The sequence below is a fragment of the Paractinoplanes atraurantiacus genome (genome assembly GCF_900215205.1).
Classification (GTDB): domain Bacteria; phylum Actinomycetota; class Actinomycetes; order Mycobacteriales; family Micromonosporaceae; genus Actinoplanes; species Actinoplanes atraurantiacus.
Genome location: NZ_OBDY01000002.1, coordinates 503,853 through 526,111 on the forward strand (window position 1 = coordinate 503,853; position 22,259 = coordinate 526,111).

The following is a 22,259-nucleotide window of genomic DNA, read 5'->3' on the forward strand; positions in this document are numbered from 1 at the left end:
GGTGCAGATCTTGGGACCGTTGCGGGTCTGGCGGGACGGTGTCGAGGTGGACACCGGCCCGCGCCAGCAGCAGTGCGTCCTGGCGCTGCTGGCGGCCCGGGCCGGTCACCCGGTCGGCGTCGACGAGCTCGTGGATCTGCTCTGGGGGACGGACCGCCCGGCCAGCGCGCTGAACATCGTCCATAAGTACGTCGGCACGCTGCGGCGCCTGCTGGAGCCGGGCCTGGCGACGCGCAGCACGGGTTCGTACCTGCACCGCCGGGGAAACGGATATGTGCTCGCGGCCGGCGACGGCCTGGTCGACCTGGTCGCCTTTCGCGCTCTCGTCGAGCGGCCCGCGCCGGCTCTCGGCGACTACGTCGAGGCCCTGAGCCTGTGGCGCGGGCCCGCGGGCGAGGGATTGCGTGACGGGCCGGCGACGCCGGTCTTCGCCGCGCTCGACGACGAGTTCGCCGGCGCGGCCGTCGCGGCGGCCGGCCTCGCGGCCAGGCTGGGGGAGTCCGAGCGGGTGCTGTCCGCGCTGCGCCTGGCCGCCCGGATGGCCCCGCACAACGAGGCGATCCGGGCGGCGTTGACGCCCGAGCCGGCCGCACCGGCGGACGGGCTGATCGGCCGGCTTCAGGAGGCCGCGGAGCTGCGCCGGATGCTCGAGTCGGCGCTGGCCGGCGGCTCCGCGCTCGCGCTCGTCGAGGGCGAGGCCGGTGTGGGCAAGACCCGGCTGATCGAGGAGGTCGCCGCCGAAGCCGGCCGCCGGGGCGCCCTCGTCGTCTGGGGCCGCTGCGCCGAGGGTGACGGCGCGCCCTCGATGTGGCCGTGGGAGCAGGCCGTCGCCGCGACTCTGCGCAGCCTGCCCGAGGTGGAACGCCGGCGGCGGCTCGGCGGGGATCTCGGCCGTCTTGTGACCTCCGACGAGGTCGACGTCCCGGCGCCGCTGGAGCCGGACAGCGGGGCGCGGTTCCGCTTGTTCGAGGGTGTGGCCGAGGTCGTCGCCCAGGCGGCCGCGCGGCAACCGCTCGTCATGGTCATCGACGATCTCCAGTGGGCCGACATCGCCTCCCTGCATCTGTTCGGTCACCTGGCGGCCCGGCTGCCGGCCCGTGCCGTGCTCGTCGGAGCCGTACGGACCCACTCCGCGAGCCACCCCGAGCTGACCCGCATGCTGGCCCAGGCCAGCCGGTTGCCGGGCCACCGTCGCCTCCCGCTCGGCCCGCTCGGCCCGGCCGAGGTGGGCGAGCTCGTCCGCCGCGAGACCGGCTTCACGCCGTCGTCCGCCGTCATCGGCCGGATCCATGCCCGCACCGCGGGCAACCCTTTCTTCGCCCGGGAACTGGCGCGGCTGCTCCGGGCGGGCGAAGCCGAGGGCGCCGGGGTGCCGGCCACCGTCCGCGACGCCGTCCAGGACCGGATGGCCGGCCTGGACGACCACGCCCGGCGGCTGTTGCGGATCGCGGCCCTGGTCGGCCGCGAGGTCGACCTCGACCTGCTGGCCCGGGTGGCCGACGTCGATGTGCGGACCTGCCTGGCACGTCTGGAACCGGCGGAGGCGCTCGGCCTGCTCGGGCCGGCGCCGGGAAACCCGTACTCGCTGTATTTCGCGCATGACCTGGTCCGGGAGTCGATCACCGTCGTCACCCCGGCCGGGCAGCTCCCCGGTCTGCACCTGCGCGTGGCGGACGCGCTGGAGCGCGCCGACCCGGGCGGTGACTCGGTCGCCGAGCGCGTGGCGCACCACATGTGGGCGGCGGGTCCGCTGGCCGATCCGGCCCGGACCACGAGGGCGCTGGTGCGCGCGGGACGCCGCGCGATGACGAAGTCGGCGTTCGAGGCCGCCGAGCGGCAGCTGCGGGAGGCCGTGCGGGTGGCCCGGTCGGCCGGGCTGGCCGAGCTCGAGCTGTCCGCGCTGTCGCAGCTCACCCTGGTCCTGGGCATGCAGGCCGGGTATGTCGGAGCGCCGTTGGACGTGCTCGAGCGTTCCGAGCAGCTGGCCCGCGGTCTCGGCCGTGACCGGGAGGCGACGAGCTTCCTGTTCACCCGGTTCACCGGGCTCTCCCAGGGCGTGCGGGTCGAGGAGAGCGGCCGGCTGGCGCAACAGTTGCGCGAGCAGGGCGAGACGTCCGCCGATTATGTCGTACGGATCTACGGGTGGCTCGCCGGTGGCATGCACGAGTGGGAGACGGGCCGGATCGGCCGCGCCTTCCGCTTTTTGGAGCGGGCGGCCGCCGCCCTGGCCGACGACCTGATCCGGCGCGAGGACCTTCCGCTGCTGCGGGATCTGAAACTGGTCTGCACGGGGATGCTCGGGCTGATGACCATGCTGTACGGCGACGTCACGCGGGCGCGCAAGCTGTTCGACACCATGGAGGCGGACGCCGGCGACGACCGGTACGCGGTCACGTTCTGGGCCTCCTTCGCGGTCATCGCCGCCGCCGTGGCCGGCGACCCCGGGTGGGCGTCGCGCTGTGCGGAGCGCAGCATCGCCGTCGACCCCGAGCGGTCGTTCCTCTTCCTCGGCACGTATCCGCGGCTGGCCCGCTGGTGGGCTCTGGGCATGACGAGCCGGCGGCCGGACGCCGCCGGGAAGCTCGACCAGCTGATCACCGACAGCCTGCTCGATCCGCCCCGCTCCTCGATGACGACGTGGTACGCGGCGCTGGCCGAGCTGCTGATGGCCGGTGGGCAGGTGGAGAAGGCCGCCGGCGCCCTGGACCGGGCCGAGCGCGCGGTCAAGACGTACGGGGAGCGGCACTCCGAAGGCATGATCCTTCTGCTGCGGGCCCGCCTGCTGCACGTCCGCGGTGAACCCGCCGCCGTGGTCCGTGCGGCCGCCGAACGCGCCCGGGACCTGTCGGCCGAGCGGGAGGCCCATCTGTTCGCCCAGCGGGCCGAGAGCCTGCTGACCGAGATCGGCTCGGGTCGATGACCGCGCTGCGCCTTCAGATCCTCGGCCCCTTACGGCTGTGGCGTGACGATGTCGAGGTGGACGCCGGGCCACGGCAGCAGGCGCTCCTGCTGAGCCTGCTGCTCGCCCGGGCGGGCCGGCCCGTCAGCACGAACGAGCTGGTCGATCTGCTCTGGGAGGAGCAGGCCCCGGCGAGCGCGATCAACGTCATTCACAAGTACGTCGGTGGGCTGCGCCGCTTGCTGGAGCCCGCGCTGTCCACCCGCGGGACCGGGTCCTTCCTGCACCGCCGGGGCAACGGCTACCTGTTCACCCCGACCGCCTGCACGCTCGACGTGCTCACCTTCCGGGAGCTCGTCGAGGCGGCGCGGCGCGAGGCGGCACTCGACTCCTATGTGGAAGCGCTCACTCTCTGGCGAGGGCCGGCCGGCGACGGCCTGGGCGCCAGGCCGGCCGCGCGGGCGGTCTTCGCCGCCCTGGACGGCGAGTTTCTCAACGGCTGTACGGCGGCGGCCGAGCTTGCCCTGTCACTGGGCCGCCCGGCGGCGGTGCTTCCGGCGTTGCGCCGGGCCGCGTCGATGGCGCCGCTGCACGAACCCGTACAGGCGACGTTGATCGACGCTCTGGGTTCGGCCGGACAGCGGGCCGAGGCGCTGGCCGTGTTCGGCGCCGTCCGCGCCCGGCTGGCCGACGAGCTCGGCATCGATCCCGGCCGGGCGATGCGGGAGGCACACCGGCGGGCCCTGGCCGGCGAGCGGCCGGTGGGCGCGGACGCGCGGGGCCAGGCACGACCGCCGGGCGGGCTCGTCGGCCGGTCCGATGAGCTTGCCGCGCTCCGCGAGACGGTGGCGCCGGCCCTGTCCGGCGGCTCGGGACTCGGGGTGGTCGAGGGTGAGCCGGGCGTCGGCAAGAGCCGCCTGGTGGGGGAGGCCGCCGCCGAGGCCGGGCGGCGCGGCGCCCTGGTCCTGCTGGGCGCCTGTCCCGAGGGCGACGGAACACCGTCGATGTGGCCGTGGATCCAGACGATCGGCCGGCTTCTCGACAGCCTGCCCGCCACCGACCGGGAGACGTGGCTGGCCGGCGGCCTGGGCCGCCTCCTGCGACCCGGCGAGGACGTCCCGCCGGAGGCCGTGCTGCCCGACGGCGGCGCCCAGTTCCGGCTCTTCGAACAGATCGTGGCCGTGATCGCCCAGGCCTCCCGGCGGCGGCCGACGATGCTGATCATCGACGATCTTCAGTGGAATGACGTCGCCTCACTCCACCTGTTCAGCCACCTGGCGGCCCGGCTGCCCGCCGGCGTCGCGCTGCTCGGCGTGCTGCGCGACCGCGGGCCGGCGCCCGGGCCCGATCTGTCGCGGACGCTGGCCGCCGTGAGCCGGATGCCCGGGCACCGCCGCATCCATCTCGGCCCGCTCGGCCCGGACGACGTGGCCGAGCTGGTCCGCCGGGAGACCGGCCGGGAGCCGGCCGGCGACGAGGTGCGGCGGCTGCACGCCCGCACCGGCGGCAACCCGTTCTTCGTCCGGGAGCTCGCGCGATGGCCGGCCGCACGGCCGGGTGTGCCGTCGGCCGTGCGCGATGTCGTCCGTGACCGCATGGCGGACCTGGACGAGCCCGTACGGGACCTGCTGCGGATCGCCGCGCTCATCGGCCGCGACGTCAGCCTGGGGCTGCTCGCCGCGGCGGCCGGCCTCGAACCCGGTGAGTGCCTCGAGCGCCTGGAACCGCTGGAGGCGCTGGGGCTGCTCGAGTTCTCGCCGGACGACCCGTTCGCCTTCCACTTCGCACACGACATCGTCCGTGAGTCGGTGTCCGAGACGGCGCCGTCGCGCCAGGCCGGCTGGTGGCACCTCGCCGTCGCCGACGCCCTCGAGCACACCGATCCCGGTGGTGAGCCCGTCGCCGAACGGCTGGCCCACCACCTGTGGGCCGCGGGCCCGCTGGCCGACCCGGTCCGCACCACGCACGCTCTGATGCGCGCCGCCGCGCACGCGACCGCCAAGTCCGCGCTCGAGGCCGCCGAGGGGTGGCTCCGGTCGGCGGTCGACGTGGCCCGCAAGGCCGGCCGGGCCGAGCTCGAACTGTCCGTCCTGGCCCAGCTGACCACGGTCATCGGCATGCGATCGACGTACGGCACGGTGGTCCTCGACCTGGTGGAACGGGCCGAGCACCTGGCCGCGGCGCTCGGCCGGCAGCGGGAGGCGGCCGACTTCCTGTTCTCCCGCTGGGCCGCGCACGCCCAGCGCATCGAGCTCGACCGTGGCGGGCCGCTGGCGCGCCGGCTGCTCGAGCAGGGCGAGGCGTCCACCGACCCGATCCTGCGCGAGTACGGCATCAACGCCTGGGGCATCCACCAGTGGGCCATCGGCAACATCGGCGAGGCCTACCGCTATCTGAGCCGATCGAACCCGAGCCTGGCCCGGCGGGCCGAGGATCCGCTGCGGCACGACCTTCAGCTGCTCTCGGGCGCGATGCTGGCAGAGACGACCGCGCTCCACGGCGACGTCGGCGCGGCCCGCGCCATGATCGACGCGCTGGAGGTGGACGCGGGCGACGACCCGTACGTGGTGACGGTGTGGGCGGCCTTCGCGACGAGGATCGCCGTGCAGGCCGGCGATCCGGCGTGGGTGCTGCGGGCCGTCGAACGCGGCCTCGCCGCCGACCCCGGCTTCTCGTTCCAGATCCTCGGCGCCTATCAGCGGCTGGCCCGCTGGTGGGCGCTGGCCGTGACCGGCCACGACCCGGCCGGCGCGGCGGCCGAGACCGAGCGGATGATCACGACGATCCTGCTCGACCCGCCCCTGTCCTGCGTGTCCACCTGGTACGGCCTACTGGGCGAGATGCTGCTCGCGGCCGGCGAACCGGAGAAGGCGCTGGCCGCCCTCGACCGGGCCGGCGAGTGCTTCGACGCCTACGGCCAGCGGTACGCCGAGGGGCTGATCCTCCTGCTGCGGGCGCGAGCGCTGGCCGCGGCCGGCGAGCCCGTCGAGGTCGTCCGCGCGGCGGCGCTGCGAGCCCGCAGTTTCTCGGCCGAGCGGGGCGCCCATTTGTTCGCCCGCCGCGCCGACGACTATCTGGCGACCCTCAGCTGAGACCGGTCAGGAAGGTCTCGGCTCGCCGGGCGAACAGGTGAGCGCCGCGCTCGGTGGACAGCGCCCGCGCCTTCTCCGCCATGGCCCGGACCGCGGCGGCCGGCTCGCCGCTCATCTCCATCGCCTGAGCCCGCAGGAGAAGGATCAGCCCCTCGGCGTACCGCTGCCCGAAGACGTCGAGGTAGTGGGTGGCCTTGTCGAGGGCGGCCGCCGCCTCGGCCGGCTTGCCCGCGGCCAGCAGCATGTCGGCCACGAGCGCGTAGCCGAACGACACACCCCACTGCGGCGGATCCAGCAGCGCGGCCATGACCTTCTCCGCCTCCGCGGCCGCGCCGGCCGGGTCGTCGCCGGAGCGCGCGCGGGCCCAGCAGCGGGTGATGTGCAGGTAGTTGTCGACGTGGGCGTAGTCCTGCGGGCCGGCGCCGAGCCATCGCCGCACCATCCGGGTGGCCCAGACCGGGTCGTCGATCATCGACGCCACCATGCCGCTGTAGTGGCACGAGACGGTGACCGCGTACGGGTTGCCGATCGCCGAGGTCTCCACCTCGTCGAGCAGGCGGCGAGCCTCCTCGACGTCGCCGTGCAGGGCGGTCACCACACCCTGCATCATCGGCCAGGCCAGGCGCAGGTCGCTCATGAGCGCGTTGTCACCGTCCGCCGTCGCGTCGTCGAGCAGAGTCCGATGTGTCTGGCCCAGGTGGCGGTACGCCTCCTCGATGTCGCCCACATCCCATTGGCGCAGACCCCAGGCCTGGTGCCCGCACGCGCGCACGAGCGGGTCGGCGGACGTCTGGGTCCAGTCGTAGAGGCGGCGGGCCAGCGGTCCGCGCTCCGGCTCAACGGCCTGCGACAGCCGCACCACCCGGGCGAAGAGCACGTCGGCCGCGTCCCGGTCCCGTCCGAGGGCACGAGCCAGATGCTCGGCGCGCTCCAGCAGGTCCACCGCCGAAACGGGATATCCCAGCCTCCCGACGACCATGGTGAGCTGCGTCAGCGCGGAGAACTCGACCTCGGTCAGGTCGGCCGAGCGGGCGATCTGCACGGCGGAGGTCAGATGCCGCTGCGCCGTCTCCAGCGCGGTCTTGGCCATGGCCTGGCGCGCCGCGGCGAGCAGCGCGTTCGCGGTCCGCTCGGGGTCGGCGAGCGGGCCGGCCGACCACAGGTGATGGGCCAGGCGCTCGGCGGACGGCGCGGCCGCCGTCGCACCCTGGTCGAGCGTGTCCGCGATGCGCAGGTGCAGTCGGGCGGTCTGAGGTGGCGAGGTCATCGCGGCGACCGACTCGCGGACCAGGTCGTGCGCGAACCGGAACGAGAACGGATCACCCGGCGTGGATTCGAGCAGGCCGAGCGCGGCCAGGGGCTCGACGAGGTCGAGGCAGTCCTGCACGCCGATTCCGGCCGCGCCGGCCAGCAGGCGCAGGTCGACCTCGGGGCCGATGAGCGCGGCCGTGCGCAGGACGGCGGCCGGTTCCGGGCTCAACCGGGCCACCCGGTCGGTGACGACGTCGCGCACCGTCGACGGCACGCCGGCCCGGGTGTCCGACCACCGGGAGAGTTCCCGGACGAAGAACGGGTTGCCCGCGGAGCGGGCGTGCATCTGCCGGACGTCGTCGCCGGCGGGCTCCTGGCCGGTCTCCCGGCGGACCAGCTCGGCCACGTCGGCGGGCTCGAGCGGGCCGAGCCGTATCCGGCGGTGGCCGGGCACCCGGCCGGCCCCGGCGAGCAGGTGGAGCAGGTCCGGTCCGGGCGCCGGTGCGCGGTCACGCAGCGCGCCCACGACCATCGTGCCGCCCGGCAGCCGGGCCGCCAGGTGGCTGAACAGGCGGAGCGACGCGACGTCGGCCCACTGGAGGTCATCGATGAGCAGGGCCAGTGGCCGGGCCTGGGCGACCGCGCCGACGAGGCGGACGACGTGCTCGAACAGGCGGAACTGGGTACGGCTGTCGAGCGGAAGGGTGCCGCTCACGTCCTCGCCGCGCGGTTCGACCAGGCGGCCGAGCTCACCGTCCCGCCATGGGCGGCGATCGTGGACGGGGAGGGTCTCGAGCAGCGTGCCGACCACCTGGGTCCACGGCCACATCGACGGGGTGCCGTCACCCTCCAGGCTGCGGCCCCACACCGCGAGGACCCCGCGCCGGCCGGCCTCGGCGGCGACCTCTTCGAGCAGCCGCGTCTTGCCCCCGCCCGGTTCCCCCTCGACCACGATCAGGCTGCTGCCGCCGTCGGCGGCCACCGCGACGGCCTGGGCGCACAGCCGTTTCTCCTCGACCCGGCCGATCAGGTCGGCGGCGGGCGTGGTCGCCGGGGGCATCGGGACCACGGAGGTGGGGGCCGGCGCCGTCATGGTCTGCCGCAGCACCCGCCGCTGAGCGTCCAGCAGCTCCTCGCCGGGCGTGACGCCGAGCTCCGTGGCGAGGCGCTCGCGAACCGCCTGGAACACCGCCAGCGCCTCGGCCTGCCGTCCGGTGGCGCCCAGCGCCGAGACCAGGGCCGCGTGGACCGGCTCGTGCAGCGGCGCCATCGACGCCGCCAGCCTGGTCGGCGCCAGCACCTGGTCGGCCCGGCCCAGCGGCACCGCGCTCGCGGCCGCGTCCGTACAGGCCGCCAGGAACTCGTCGTTGAGCCCAGCGAAGATCGACATGGCCTCCGGCCCCAGCGCGAGGCCGTCGCCGGCCGGCCCGTGCCACAGGCGCAGCGCTTCTGTCCGGCGATCGAGGGCCGCCTCCGGGCGGCTCTCGGCGTGCGCCGCCTCGACGAGCTCACGGAAGGCGACCAGATCCAGCACGTCGGCGCCGGCCGCGAAGAGATAGCCGTTGGACTGACGCAACAGGTACGAACCGTCGGCCCTGGGCGGAAGCGAGGGTTCGAGGATGCGGCGCAGGGTGCCGACGTATTTGTGGATGACGTTGACCGCGGTGGCCGGCGCACCGGCGCCCCAGATGAGATCGACCAGGTCGACCGTGCTGGTCCGCCGTCCCGGCCGGGCCAGCAGCAGGGCCAGGAGAAGCGCCTGCTGACGGGGGCCCGCGTCGGCCTCGGCCGATCCGTGCCACACCCGCATCGGCCCGAGAATCCGCAGACGAAGGTTCGCCGCCACACCCACCCCCGTCGACATCTCCCAGTGCGCGCCGAGTCTAACCGTAGGTAATCAACTGTCTGGTCAGACGGCGGCCGGGCGGCCGTGCACTTTCTCTTCACTGGAACTCCAGTGCCCTCCGGCATCGTCCGTGCTGACATCGCGCAGTCGCCGGAAACGGAATGGGGATCGACCAGCAATGGCGAGAATCGCAATCATCATCGGCAGCACCCGGCCCGGCCGCAACGGCGAGGCCGTGGCGAACTGGGTCTACGAGCGGGCCGTCAAGCACGGGGGCGCCGAGTTCGAGCTGGTGGATCTGAAGGACTACGACCTTCCGCACCTGGATGAGACCAGTCCGGCGGCCCGGGGGGAGTACGCCCAGCCGCACACCCAGCGCTGGGCCCGCAAAGTGGCCGAATTCGACGGCTATGTGTTCGTGACGCCGGAATACAACCATTCGACGTCGGGGGCGCTGAAGAACGCCATCGACTTCCTCTACGCCGAATGGAACAACAAGGCGGCCGGTTTCGTGTCGTACGGCAGCGCCGGCGGCACCCGGGCGGTGGAGCACCTCCGGCTCGTCGTGGCCGAGCTCCAGATCGCCGACGTGCGGTCCCAGGTGGCCTTCTCACTGGCCACCGACTTCCGCGACTACAGCGTCTTCACCCCGGCGGAACACCACGAGGGGCACCTGACCACCATGCTCGACCAGCTCATCGCCTGGTCCACCGCACTCGCGCCCGTACGCAACCGATAAAGGAGTAAAAGAATGAGCAAGCCTTCCATCGTCCTCGTCCACGGAGCCTGGGCCGACGCGTCCAGCTGGAACGCCGTGGCGTCGCAGCTGCGCGGCCAGGGCTACACCGTGCTGGCCCCGCCGAACGCGCTGCGCGGGGTGGCCTCCGACGCCGAATACCTGTCGTCGTTCGTCACGCAGCGCACGAGCGGACCGGTCGTGCTGGTCGGTCACTCGTACGGCGGCGTGGTCATCAGCAACGCGGCCGGCAACCTCGACCGCGTGCGCGCGCTGGTCTACGTCAACGCGTTCATCCCGGCCGAGGGCGAGAGCATCTTCCAGCTCCTCGGCGGCTCCGGCTCGGCCCTCGACGTCCCCGACCCGACGACGGTCCTCGACGTCGTCGGCTATCCGGGCGCTCCCGAGGGCGACGCCGAGGCGTTCCTGAAGCCGGACACCGTGTTCACGTTCTTCGCCCAGGACCTGCCCGAGGCCGAGGGCCGGCTGATCGTGACGGGCCAGCGGCCGATCACGTTGAGCGCCAACGCCGCACCGACCGTCGCCGCGGCCTGGCGGACGCTGCCCAGCTGGGCCGTCATCGGCACCGACGACCTGGTGATCCCGGCCGCCACGCAGCGGTCGATGGCCGAGCGCGCCGGCGCCAAGACCTTCGAGGTCGCCGCCTCGCACGTGTCGCTGGTGTCGCATCCCGAGGTGAGCGTCGAGGCCATCCTGGCCGCGGCCGAGCACGTGGGTGACTGAGACCGCCGACGCGGGGTTCCACCCGGGCGAGCTGGCCGTGCAGGGCGAGGCGGGCGTACGCCGGGAGGCCGCCCGCCTGGAGTCCATGCTGGAACCGGTGGAGCTGACGTACGGCCTCGCCGGCTTCCTGGCCGGGCAGAACTTCCTGGCGCTCACCGGCCGGGACGACGCGGGCCGGCTGTGGACCTCACCGCTGGCCGGCACGCCCGGCTTCCTCGAGGTCCGGTCCGGCCGTGAGCTGGCCGTCCACGCCGGGATCGGGGAGGGCGATCCCCTGCACGGGATCGCCGCCCGGCAGAAGGTCGGCACCACGGCCGTGGATTTCGCCCGGCGGCGCCGCGTGCGGATCAACGGCCTTCTGACCGCCGCCGCCGACGACCTGCTCGTCGTCGAGGTCGAGCAGGCGTACGGCAATTGCCCGCAGTTCATCCAGCAGCGTCTGCTCGACCCCGCCCGCAACGAACCGGAAGCGGTGGGCGGCCTGCGCCGCGGCGGCGAGCTCGGGCCGGACGACCTCGCGTTGATCCGGTCGGCCGACACGTTCTTCCTCGGCACCGCGCACCCGGAGCGGGGCGCCGACGCCTCGCACAGGGGCGGGCCGCCCGGCTTCGTCCGGATCGACGAGCGCGGCCTGTGGTGGCCGGACTACCTGGGCAACAACATGTTCAACAGCCTGGGCAACCTGGCCGTGAGCCCGGCCGCGGCCCTGCTCTTCCTCGACTTCACGACCGGCGCCACCCTGCATCTGTCCGGGACCGCACGGGTCGAGTGGGGCGAGGTGGGCCGGCCCGGCGACGACGGCCACGACGGGCGCATCGTCCGTTTCGAGCTCGGACGCTTCGTCACCGCGTGCTGCCTGCCGGTGCGTGAGGTCGCCTATCGCCCGTACCCGCGCAACCCTCCGCTCACCGACGAAAGGTAGCCATGCGCTTCTCCCGTTTCTGTGTCCTCGGCGCGGTCGGCATCATGACGGCCGCGGCCGGCGCGTGCGGCGGCGACGACTCGCCGGCCGCGTCGGCGACCACGCCGGCGCCCGCCGCCGTCACCACCACCTCGCCCGCACCCGCCCCGGCCGAGACCACCGCAACCGAAGCGCCGGCGACGACCGAAGCCCCGACCGAGGCGCCGCCGGCCGAATCGGCGGAATCCGATCTGTCGGCGCTGACGAGGATCGGCATCGACGTCGACAAGGGCGTGGTCATCGATGTCGCCGACGACGGGGTGGACCGCTTCATGCAGGTGGGCAAGAACGGCGTGGTCGACTTCACCGGCACCATCCACACCGACTCGACGATGATGTCGCTGAAGGCGGCCCCGGTGTCGGCGAAGAACCGGGTGGTCATCAAGCCGCCGTTCTGGAACGAGGGCGCCGGCGCCGGCTCCTGCGTGGCCGACACGTCCGGCGCCGCCTTGAAGCTGGAGACCTGCCGCTCCGGCGACACCGCCCAGATCTGGCAGGTGGTTCCGGCCGGCGATTCCGGTCAGTTCGAGCTGAAGGGCGCCTTCGGCATCCTCAGCGTCGACAACGGCGAGCTCACCACGGGCGGCGGCCGCACCGGCCTGCAGACCGTGGACTTCGCCGGATGACGGCGACTCGTACGTTCGTCAATGCCGCCCTCGGTTCCGTGCTGGCCGTGGCGGGAAGCCTGGCGGTGCTGCCGTCCAGCGCCCAGGCGGTCTACCAGTGCCGGACCGGTCAGATCTGCCTCCACAGGACTACGACCTCCAAGGTTCTGTCCTCATCATTTCGAAGCTAGGGACGCACAACTTCACCAGTAACTGGGTCTTCTACGACAAGACGCGGGTCAACGACCGGGTCGCGTCCATCGTCAACAAGAGCCAGTGGGACGCCGTCGCCTGCGCCAACTTCGATTGCAAGGGCGATCCCACCAAAGCCTGGGTCACCCCGGGCGAGCGGATGAACTTCAAGGGCAAGCCCCGCCAGCTCGACAACGACGAGATGTCCGCTATCCAGGTCACGTTGAGGTGATGAGGGAATCATGAAGATGCGTACTGTCCTGAAAGGCGTCCTCGGAGTCGCCGTGACCGTCGCCGCGACGGCCGTCATCCCGGCCGGGCCCGCTCAAGCCGCGTATGTCTGCTCCAAGGGCGAGGTTTGCCTGTACGAACATTACGACCGTACGGGAAGTGTCTTCGTCGTTCCGTTCGGCAAGAACGGAATGGGGAAGATCAGCGATTTTCGCGCTTACACGTTCTTCAACGGCACGAACCTGAACGACAAGGTGTCGTCGATCGACAACCGGAGCGACCATCTGCTGACGCTCTACAGCAACGTTGATCTCAAGGGCCCTTACCAGCGGATCTACGCGAATACGAAGTTCTCGTTCAGCGGGCTCCGGTTCCCGAATGAGCTGAAGAACGACCAGTCGTCCTCGCTCCAAGTGACCGGGTGACGCCTGAAATTCTGCGTCTTCGGTTCGTGGTGGCGGCGCCGCCGGTGGCGTGCAATGGGGGGCATGTCGGAACCGATGGTGTTGGTGCACGAGGACAGCGCGTCGTGGAAGGAACAGCACCGCGCGCTGACCGCGGCCGGTCACCGGGTCGTTCCGTTCGCCGGTGACGGGCCGGACGAACTGGCCGACTGCCTGGAGCAGATGTCGGCGACCGGATGCGTGCTGATCGGCGCGGCGGTGGGCACCGGCACCGTGGTCCGCTATCTGAGCGGCCACGGCTCCGGCCGGGTGCGCAAGGCCGTGCTGATCGGCGCCGTTCCGCCGTTCCTCACGCGCTCCGGCGACAATCCGGAGGGCCTGGACGCCGCGGCCCTCGCGGTCACCCGTTCGCGGCTGGGCGGCGGCGCCACTCTGGTCGACAGCGTCGTCGGCACCGACTATCGCGACGATCTGCCCCGCATCGACGTGCCGGTGCTGCTGCTGCACGGCGACGCCGACACCGTCCTGCCGATCGACGCCACCGCCCACCGGCTGCCCGGCCTGATCCCGGACCTGCGCTACGAGGTGATCCCGGACGGCCCGTACGACCTGGGCCGGGCCCGTCCGGAGGCGGTGAACCGCTACCTGCTGGACTGGGTCGCGTCGTGAGCGGCCAGCGCGTGTTCCAGCTTCTCGACGCGCTCACGCAGCCGGTGGTCCCGGCTCACCAGGTTGCTTGTCGCCTCTCGCAACGACTCCATCGTGGCGAGGTCGGCCCGCGCCGCCTCGTAGTCGCCCAGTTCGGCGTTGATCTCGGCCCGGTGCATCAGAACCTTGACCATATATCCACTGGGCTCCGGAAGAAGGGCGGTGACGGGGATCGTCTCGTCGGCCCGGCGCAACGCGTTCGCCCAGCGCCCGGCCTCTTCCTCGATGCCGGTCAGGAAGGTCAGCGCCGCATGTTCGGCCAGTCGGGCGATGTGGGTCGGTGGCGCTGTCGCCGGATCGTGAACCACGGCGATGATCTCCTCGAAGACGGGGATCGCGGCGTCACCGTCACCGTTGCCGATCATGGCCATGCCCAGCTGGATCAGGGCGTTCGGGACCCCCTCCAGGTCGCCCACGGCCCGGAAATCGGCGACGGCGGCCCGCGAGAAGCCGATCTGCTCGGCGTGCCGCCCCTGACTTTTCAGCGCCCAGCTGACGTAGTAGTTGGCCCAGCCGATCTGGCGGCGGTCACCGGTGCGAACGGCGCACTCCAGAGCCACCTGGGCGTGCGAGAGAGCCGCGTCGAGGTTCTCCTGCGTGGTGGCGATGTAGACCCAGGCCAGGTATCCCTCGTGGACGGCGCGCAGGCTGTCGTCGCCGAGCCTCTCGGCGGCCTGAGCCGAGAGGGAGTAGACGTCCTCCCAGCCCGCCCACATGAACCAGCTGTCGCCGAACCAGTGCAGCGCCTCGGCCACGTCGATGACCCGCTGGTCCGCGCCGTCGGCGGCCGCGGTGTGCAGGGCCGGTACCCAGTTCTCGGCCTCGGCCCGCAGCCAGTCGCTGGCCTCGGCCGTCGAGGTCAGCTCGATCACCTCGGTGGTGCCGGCCTTGCCGGGGCCGTAGTCGGGCTCGAAGTGCCGCCCGGCCACGATCACCGTGTCCAGGAGCCAGTCGTCGCGGCGCCGGACCGCGGCCGCCCGGTCGGCCGCGCTCTCCTCGCGATCGAGCGCGGACGAGGCGTACAACCGGAGAAGGTCGTGGAAGTCGAACCGTCCGTCGGGACGCTGTTGGAGCAGGCTGAGCTCGATCAGGTCGTCCAGCGCGTCCTCGGTGACCATCAGCGGCTCCTCGACCAGCACGGCCGCCAGCTCGGCGCCGGTCGACGAGCCCGGCACCAGGGCGAGCCGCCGGAACAGGCGCCGCGTCACCCCGGACAGCTGCTGGTACGACAGGTCGAAGGCCGCCTTGATCTGGAGGTCGCCCGCCGCCAGGGCGTCCAGCCGGCGCTCCTGGGCGGCGAGCCGGGCGATCAGATCGTCGGCTGTCCATCCGGGCCGGCTGACCAGCCGGTTGCCGGCGATCCGCAGGGCGAGCGGGATGTGCACGCACAGCTCGGCGATGCGGCGCAGCTGCGGCTCGGAGGCGCCGGAGCGTTCGACGATGCCGCCCAGCAGCGCCGTCGCGTCGGCCTCGGGCATCGGGTCGAGCCGCAGCCGGTGCACGTCCTCGAGACCGCTCAGCGACCGCCGGCTGGTCACCAGCACCACGGCCGGGCCGTGCGGCGGCAGCACCGGGCGCACCTGGCTCTCGCTGATCGCGTTGTCGAGCACGATGACGACACGCCGGCCGCGGATCAGGCTGTGCCACAAGGCCGACGACTCGTCGACGTCGCGGGGTACGGCCCGCACCGCGGGGCTCACCGCCCGGATGAGCCGGCTCAGCACGGTCAGCGGGCTGAGCGGCTTGGCGTCGAGCCCGCGCAGGTCGACGAAGAGCTGCTCCTCGATCGGCCACGTCTGTGCGGCCCGTACGGCGAAGGTGGTCTTGCCGACCCCCGCCGTGCCGCTGATCGCCACGACCGGCGCCGGCGACCGGTCGTTCGCCTGATCGGCCCACCTCGCCACCGCGGCCAGCTCGGCCGCCCGGCCGGTGAAGTCGGCCACCTGGCGCGGCAACGGGCTCTTGTTGGCCGGCGCCGCCGGTGGGGCGTTGCGGCCCTCACGGGCCGAGGTCAGCAGGGCCTCGCGGTCGGCCTCGCCGAGATCCAGGCCGTCGGCCAGCGCCTCCACGGTGCGCGGGCGCGGACGCCGGCTGACCCCGCGCTCCATGTCGCTGATCGACCGGTCGCTGACGCCGGACGCCTCGGCCAGCTGCTCGATGGTCAGGTCGGCGGACGCGCGGAACCGCCGCAGAAGAACACCGAACGCGTCGTCGTCGGCCATCGGCATCCCCCCGGGTCCCGTGTCGTCGATCTCGTTCTACCCGATCGACGATTCTGCGTCTTCACTTCGTGGTGCACAGCTCATCAACGATGGTCGAATGACCTGGTCAACGCCGAAAGGGGGCAAGCGATGGTGGACGAACGGATGATCGCCTTCCTCGATGCCGCCCGCACCCGCCCGATGTTCCTGGCGGTGCTCGGCGAAGCCGGCATCGGCAAGTCGACCCTGCTGCGCGCCCTGGGCGGCCTCGCCGGTGACCGCGGCTTCCACGTCGTCACCCTGGCCCCGGACGGCTTCCTGCGGGCCCTCTTCGCCGGCCACGCGCCGCCGCCGGCCGGGTCGGCGCGCCCGTACGAGGTGCTGCGTGCCTGGTCGGCCACGGGCCGGCCGGTACCGCCGGCGGACGAGCCGGCCCTGGTGACCGGCATGGTCCTGGCTCTCGACGAGCTGGCCGCGAACGCGCCGGTCCTGATCCTCGTCGACCGGGCCGACGCCGCCGACCCGGACTCCCGGCGACTGCTCACCTCGCTGATGCGGCACCTGTCGGGCGAGCGCGTGTCAGTGGTGCTGGCCGCGCGGGGAACCGAGCCGCCGCCGGGCATCGGCCCGGAGATCACCCGGTACGTGGTCCCGCCGCTGGGCGAGATGGCGTCGGCCCGGCTGCTCGGCCCGATGACCACCGGCCCGCGGCGCGAGGCCCTGCGCCGTGCGGCCGGCAACCCGATGGCCCTGCGCCGGTTCTCCGGTGGGCCGCGATGGGCGGCCCAGGAGTACGCCCGGGTGTGCGCCGGCCTTCCGCCGGTGACCCGCAAGCTGCTGCGGCAGGCGGCGCTGGCCGGGGAATCGGAGCCGGTGGACGTGCTGACCCGGGCCGCCGGCGGCACCGGCCTGCAGGACTGGGAACCGGCCGAGGTCGCCGGAGTGGTCACCATCGCCGACGGCCGGGTGCGCTTCGCCCATCCGATGTTCCGCGAACACATCGCCGAACCGACAGTTCAGGCCGCGTACGACGCCGGCGAACCGTCGTGGGCGGTCGAGCTGCACCGCGACTCGCCCGCGCCCGTTCCCGAGGCCGGCTTCGCCCTGATCCAGCTGGGCCGGCCGGCGGCGGCCCTGGACCTCGCCCGCGACGGGATCCTCGCGACGGCGCCCGGTGGCGCCGGGGCGATGAGCCTGGCCGCGGTGGCGGCGACCGCCGTGATGGCCTCGGGCGACGCCGGGCACCTGCGTCAGCTGCCGGTCCTGCTGGATCGGGTCGACGAGGGCCCGGTGGCCTCGGGCGGCGCGGCCCGGATGCTGTTGACCGGCACCCTCGCCTGGCGCTGGGACGACTCGAGCCGGGCCGCCGCCGATCTGGGCGCGGTCCGGCGGGCCGGTCTCCGCGAGGGGACACCGGGCCCGGTCCTGACCGCGCTGCCGCTGCTCATCCTGTCCCTCATGGACACGGGTCGCTGGCACGAGGCGGCCCCGCTGATCGGCGAGGCCGAGAAGCTGGCCGCCGTCAGCGGCGCCACGCTGCTCGACTCGATGCTCCCGGCGTTGCGGGCCACGCTGTGTGCCTGGCGGGGTGAGAGCCCGGCGCCGCCGGCCCCGGCGGCCGGCGGCCTCGCCGGGGCCCTCGGCCATCGGGCGGCCGGACTGGCGGCGCTCGCGGCCGGTGAGCACGAGGCCGCGTACGAAAGCTTCCGGGCCTTTCACGACAGTCATCCGGTGCTCGGCCCGCAGGCGCTGCCGCAGCTGGCCTCGGCCGCCGTCCGGATCGGGCGTACGGCCGAGGCCCGCGCCCTGGTGGCCGCCGGCCGCCCCACGAGCCGGCGGACCGCGATGCTCACCGATCACGCCGCCGCCGTGCTCGACGGCTGCGAGGAGAGTTTCCGCCGGGCCATCGGTCACGTCGACGCCGGGCGGCACTGGCCCCGGGAGCACGCCGAGGCGCAGTTCGCCTTCGCCGTCTGGCTGCGGCGGCAGCGACGTCTGCGCGAGTCGCGGCCGTACTTCCAGGCCGCCCTCGACACGTTCCAGAGGCTCGGCGCCGGGCCGCAGGCCGAGCAGGCCCGCCGTTATCTGCCGGGGTCCGGCGTGGACGGGCCCGAGCCGGACGCGATCCTGGCCACCCTGCCCCCGCAGAAGCAGCGGATCGCCCGGCTCGCCGCCAACGGGCTGAAGAACATCGAGATCGCGCGCGAGCTCAACGTGTCGCCCCGGACCGTCTCGTCGTATCTGCACGACATCTTCCCGCAGCTCGGCGTGGGCAGCCGGCATCAGCTGCGCGACCTGCTGACCGCGAACCGGGCGGGCTGAGCGATGGCGGAGATCATCGGGCGTACGGCGGAGATGGCCTTGATCGAGGAACTCCTGCGCACCGGGGGAACGCTGGCCGTCACCGGCGACCGGGGCGCCGGCAAGTCCCGGCTGCTGACGGCCGCGGAGGATCTCGCCCTCCAGGGCGGCCGGCATCGGGTGGTACGCCTGCGCGGTCCGGCCGAACCGCCGGCCCTGATCCGGCGGATTCTGCTGGCGGTCCGGCATGACCTACCGGGGCTCGAAAGCGACGACGCCCGGGCCGCGCTGGCCTTCCTCGAACTGGCGGCCGGCCCGGTGGCGAGCGACCCGGTCCGGATGACGCGCGCCGTGCTGGCCGAGCTGGACCGGCGATACCCCCTGCTGATCACGGTGGACGACGCCGGTTCGCCGGCGGTCGTGCTGAACGGCGTGGTCCGGGCTCTCCTGCTGGCGACCCCGGCCCCGGTGGCCGGGCTGCCCACGCTCGCCCTGTCCCCGCTCGGCCCGCGCGACTCGCACCGTCTGATGGAGACCCGGCCGCAGCCGCCGACCGGCCGGGCCCGTGCCGCCATCGCGCGGCGCGCCGGGGGAAACCCGGCCGCGCTGCTCGAGCTGGACGGCGGCGACGGGCCGATCCGGCCGGCCTTCGCCGCTCAGATCGCCGACCTGCCCGAGCCCACCCGCCGGCTCCTGCTCCACCTGGCCGCCGCCACCGCGCCGGTCCTCGGCGCGCCGCTCGTGGGAGCACCCGTCGACGCGCGTGCCGTGGCCGCCGCGGCCGGGGTGGCCGACCCGGCATGGCCGGCCGGCCTGGTCGTCCGGCAGGGGAGCACCGTGGACTTCGTCCATCCGCTGGCCGCCGACGCCGCCTATCAGACCGCCACCGCTCATCAGCGCGCGCAGGCGCACCGCGCTCTGGCCCGGCACCTGCCGGGGCCGAGCGCGATGCACCTCGGCGCCGCCACCTTCGGCCCGGACGAGGTGGTCGCGGCCGGATGGGAGAGCGCGGCCGGCGTCTTCCGGTCGCGCGACGAGCTTGTCGAGGCGGCGATCGCGATGGAACGGGCGGCCGAGCGGTCCTGCTGTTCCGAGGACGCGGCCCGTCGCCTGGCCCGGGCCGCCGCCGACACCGCGCGTCTCGGCGCGGCGGACTGGACCGCCGAGCTGAACGCGGCGGTGCGGCGGCTCACCGCCGACCCGGAGCTCGCCGCGCCCGCCGAGTTCACGGTGGCCGTGGCCCTGTCCCGGGCCGGCCGGCAGCACGACGCCCACGGCATCATCGCCGCCGCCCGCCGGGCCGGCCGGCGCACCAGCGTCGCCATGACGCGGCTGGCCGCCTCCATCGCGGCCATCTCCGGTCACGAGGAGCACCGGCGGAGCCTGGCCGGCATGCTGGCCGAGGTGGCGCCGGAGATCGACCCGGCCGACGTGGCCCTCATGCGGCTGATCAGCGACCCGGCCGACCGGACCGGGCGGGACCTCTGCGAGATCACCCGGCCGCCCGGCCCCGGCGACGACCGGCGCACGCTGGCCGTGGTGGGCACCATCGCCGCTCTGGAGGACCGCTCGCGCCTCGCCGTCGACCTGCTGAGCGCGGTGCTGGAGCTCAACCCGGCGGCCGGGCGGTCCAACACGGCCCTCGGCGCGGCCGGGGAGATGGACACGGCGCTGGGCGATGTCGGGGAGACGAACCCGGGCCTGGTCGCCGCGCTGATCGACACGGGGCAGCTCGACCGGGCCGAGCAGGTCGCCGGGACGGTCGATGTCGCGGGACTGCCGGTGCTGCGGGCCGCGCTGGAGGCGCTGCGGGCGCAGGTGCGGGCGGTGCGCGGCGACGGCGCCGAGACGATGCGGCTGGTCCGCGACGCCTGGGCCCGGATCGACGTCGAGCAGCACCGGGCGATCCACGTGCGGCTGCTGCGCGCGGCCGGGCTCGCCGCCATGACCGGCGGCGACCACGACGACGCGTACCGGTATCTACGATCGATGTTCGACCGGGAGGGCCGGCCCCTGGAACCCTTCCTGGCCGTGCGGGGCATCGCGGACCTGGTGTCGGCCGCGGTGCGCAGCGGGCACCGGGACGAGGTCCAGCCGATTCTCGACGGCGTCCGGGCCTGGTCCCGAGCTGTGCCGGGCGTGCGGCTGCGGCTGCTCCTGCACCGGGCCGACGCGCTGATGGCCGAGGCCGAGGAGTCGTTCCGCCGTGCGGTCGAGGACGAGGCCGCCGGTGAGTGGCCGTTCGAGCTGGCCATGGCCCAGCTCCACTACGGCGAGTGGCTCCGCCGGGCCCGCCGGCCGCGGGACGCCCGCGCCCAGCTCTCGGCCGCGGCCACCGCCTTCGAGGAGCTGGGCGCCGTGCGGCTGGCCGAATACGCCGCCCGGGAGCTGCAGGCGACCGGCCCGACGGCCCGGCCGGGGGTGCTGACACCCCAGGAGCAGCAGGTGGCCGAGCTCGCGGCGCGCGGGCTGCGCAACCGCGAGATCGCCGAGCAACTGTTCATCTCGGTCCGGACCGTGGGCGCCCACCTGAACAGCATCTATCCGAAGCTGGGCATCAGCGGCCGCCACCATCTGGCGGCCGCGCTCAACGCCGCGTGAGCTCGAAGTAGTCCAGGTTGAAGTTCTGATAGGCGCCGGGGTCGACCCGGAACACCATGGTGTGGGTGCCGCGGGTCAGGCGCTTGGTGCCGACGGTCTGCTCGGTGAAGGCGTTGTGCGAGGTGGTGGTGACCACGTCGACCGGCGCGGTGACGCCGTCGGCGCCGAAGTCGAGGGTGAAGCGGCCGGCCGGGCGGTAGGGCGAGGAGACCCGGGCGGTGATCCGGTAGTCGCCGGTGCGGGGCACGGTGACGTCGTAGCGGATCCATTCGCCGGCCTGGATCCAGCCGACCACGATGGCGCCGGCGTTGTCGCCGATGTCGACGCCCTCGTACTTGCGGGCGGCGTTGCCGCTGTTGGTGTCGTCCGAGTCGTGGTAGCCGGCCTCCTTGCCGGCGGTGGAGTAGTCCTCGGCCTGCACCCGCACGGTGCCCTCGGGCACGGTGGGCCACTTCTGCCCGCGGGCGCGGGCGCGCAGCCAGTCGGCCAGCCGGTCCTCGTCGTCGGTCTGTATCACGTCGGCGCCGTGCCGGTCGACCACCGGCGCCCAGCCTAGGGCCGGGTCACGCAGGGAGGCCTCGTCGGTGTAGCCGGCGGCCAGCCCGTACCACATGGTGTTGATCCAGACCCGGCTCGTGGCCCGGGCCTTGGCCACAGCGGCCGGCTGGATCTGCGGGTCGGTGAGCCGGTCGAAGATCAGTTCGTACGCCTGGGGCGTGCGGCCGGTGAAGGCGCCGATGTCGGCCGCGTTGCCGTCGTCGACCACGTGGCTGTAGAGGATCCGCGGGTCCTTGTCGAGGAACGCGGTGACCTCGGCGATCGGGGCGCTGCTCTTGAACAGGCCCTGCCCGAGCTGTCCGAGTTCGGTGAGGAGGTCGTAGATCTGGTCCCGGAAGGCCCACGCCTTGTCCAGGTTGACCAGGGTGCCGCCGCGGCGGACGGCCTGCATGGCCTCGTGCAGGGTGGGCACGGTGTCGCCGGTGACCGCGGCCTGGGCGCCGCCCAGTCCCTCCCGCAGGTGGAGCGCCTTGATCTGGGCGAGCGTCAGGTCGGCGACCCGGCCGGTGCCGTCGGTGGTGCGGTTGACCGTGTCGTCGTGCATGAGCACGAGTTCGCCGTCGCTGGTGCGCTGGACGTCGATCTCGACGACCTGGGCGCCGTGGGCCACGGCCTGGGTGATGGCGCCGATCGAGTTCTCCGGCGCCCCGCGCCAGTAGCCGCGGTGCGCGGCGATCATGACGGGCGCGCCGGGGCCGTGGCGCAGCAGGAGCTTGCCGGGTGACTCCGCGGAATGGTTCCCGGCGGGCTGGTCGGCTCGGGGAACGGCGGCGATGGCGCCGGTGAGGGCCAGGACGGCCAGGCCGGCGACGAGAGGGGTTCGCATGCGGTCCAGTGTGGATCTTTTGTGCTGGACGCCGGGTTAACGAGCTTGGAACCTTTTGCACTGTTTGCCGGAAAGGCCGACGGCCGGCGGGGTGACCGCCGGC

14 protein-coding genes are annotated in these 22,259 nt (G+C 73.6%); 11 read left to right on the forward strand and 3 right to left on the reverse strand.

The window, feature by feature from the left end; genetic code table 11:
- Window position 1 precedes the first annotated feature (1 nt).
- Together CRP55_RS08820 and CRP55_RS08825 are read left to right on the forward strand one after the other, a co-directional pair.
- Window positions 2-2,920, forward strand: a complete 2,919-nt coding sequence (locus tag CRP55_RS08820) for an ATP-binding protein (protein WP_245922879.1) — start codon at window positions 2-4, stop codon at window positions 2,918-2,920.
- Window positions 2,917-5,991, forward strand: coding sequence for an ATP-binding protein (locus CRP55_RS08825; RefSeq protein ID WP_097319170.1), 3,075 nt, complete (start codon window positions 2,917-2,919; stop codon window positions 5,989-5,991). The genes CRP55_RS08820 and CRP55_RS08825 overlap by 4 nt, the downstream gene beginning before the upstream one ends.
- Here the strand turns inward: CRP55_RS08825 and CRP55_RS08830 are convergent.
- Entirely contained in the window at window positions 5,984-9,052 is a 3,069-nt protein-coding gene (locus CRP55_RS08830; RefSeq protein WP_097319248.1) for an ATP-binding protein, read from the reverse strand. The genes CRP55_RS08825 and CRP55_RS08830 overlap by 8 nt on opposite strands.
- Window positions 9,053-9,266: 214 nt before the next feature.
- Between CRP55_RS08830 and CRP55_RS08835 the strand changes: the two genes are divergently transcribed.
- From CRP55_RS08835 to CRP55_RS08865, 7 genes are all read left to right on the forward strand, one after another.
- Window positions 9,267-9,827 carry an NADPH-dependent FMN reductase gene (locus CRP55_RS08835; protein ID WP_097319171.1) on the forward strand — a complete coding sequence of 187 codons (561 nt, stop codon included), beginning with the start codon at window positions 9,267-9,269 and terminating at the stop codon, window positions 9,825-9,827.
- Window positions 9,828-9,839: 12 nt separating this feature from the next.
- A complete protein-coding gene (locus CRP55_RS08840) occupies window positions 9,840-10,568 on the forward strand; it encodes an alpha/beta fold hydrolase (protein ID WP_097319172.1) in 729 nt (242 codons plus the stop codon).
- Window positions 10,561-11,490 carry a pyridoxamine 5'-phosphate oxidase family protein gene (locus CRP55_RS08845; protein WP_218854223.1) on the forward strand — a complete coding sequence of 310 codons (930 nt, stop codon included), beginning with the start codon at window positions 10,561-10,563 and terminating at the stop codon, window positions 11,488-11,490. Before CRP55_RS08840 ends, CRP55_RS08845 begins: the two co-directional genes overlap by 8 nt.
- Window positions 11,491-11,492: 2 nt before the next feature.
- Window positions 11,493-12,155: a hypothetical protein gene (locus CRP55_RS52860; protein WP_097319173.1), complete on the forward strand. Its 663-nt coding sequence runs from the start codon at window positions 11,493-11,495 to the stop codon at window positions 12,153-12,155.
- A 97-nt stretch (window positions 12,156-12,252) separates the two neighbouring features.
- Window positions 12,253-12,558 carry a hypothetical protein gene (locus CRP55_RS08855; RefSeq protein ID WP_097319174.1) on the forward strand — a complete coding sequence of 102 codons (306 nt, stop codon included), beginning with the start codon at window positions 12,253-12,255 and terminating at the stop codon, window positions 12,556-12,558.
- Window positions 12,559-12,568: 10 nt separating this feature from the next.
- A complete protein-coding gene (locus CRP55_RS08860; RefSeq protein ID WP_097319175.1) occupies window positions 12,569-12,982 on the forward strand; it encodes a peptidase inhibitor family I36 protein in 414 nt (137 codons plus the stop codon).
- Window positions 12,983-13,045: 63 nt separating this feature from the next.
- Window positions 13,046-13,630, forward strand: a complete 585-nt coding sequence (locus CRP55_RS08865) for an alpha/beta fold hydrolase (protein WP_097319176.1) — start codon at window positions 13,046-13,048, stop codon at window positions 13,628-13,630.
- Here the strand turns inward: CRP55_RS08865 and CRP55_RS08870 are convergent.
- Window positions 13,603-15,891 (reverse strand): helix-turn-helix domain-containing protein, encoded by a 2,289-nt coding sequence (locus CRP55_RS08870; RefSeq protein WP_179855088.1) that lies wholly within the window; start codon window positions 15,889-15,891, stop codon window positions 13,603-13,605. The genes CRP55_RS08865 and CRP55_RS08870 overlap by 28 nt on opposite strands.
- A 129-nt stretch (window positions 15,892-16,020) precedes the next feature.
- On the opposite strand from CRP55_RS08870, the gene CRP55_RS08875 reads away from it, so the two are divergent.
- The gene (locus CRP55_RS08875) at window positions 16,021-18,192 is read left to right on the forward strand and encodes a helix-turn-helix transcriptional regulator (RefSeq protein ID WP_097319178.1); all 2,172 of its coding nucleotides are present in this window, start codon (window positions 16,021-16,023) and stop codon (window positions 18,190-18,192) included.
- Window positions 18,193-18,195: 3 nt separating this feature from the next.
- Window positions 18,196-20,772, forward strand: coding sequence for a helix-turn-helix transcriptional regulator (locus CRP55_RS08880; protein WP_097319179.1), 2,577 nt, complete (start codon window positions 18,196-18,198; stop codon window positions 20,770-20,772).
- On the opposite strand, the gene CRP55_RS08885 is transcribed toward CRP55_RS08880, so the two are convergent.
- Window positions 20,759-22,156: a glycerophosphodiester phosphodiesterase family protein gene (locus CRP55_RS08885; protein ID WP_097319180.1), complete on the reverse strand. Its 1,398-nt coding sequence runs from the start codon at window positions 22,154-22,156 to the stop codon at window positions 20,759-20,761. The two genes, CRP55_RS08880 and CRP55_RS08885, sit on opposite strands and share 14 nt — an antisense overlap.
- Between the last annotated feature and the right edge of the window lie 103 nt (window positions 22,157-22,259).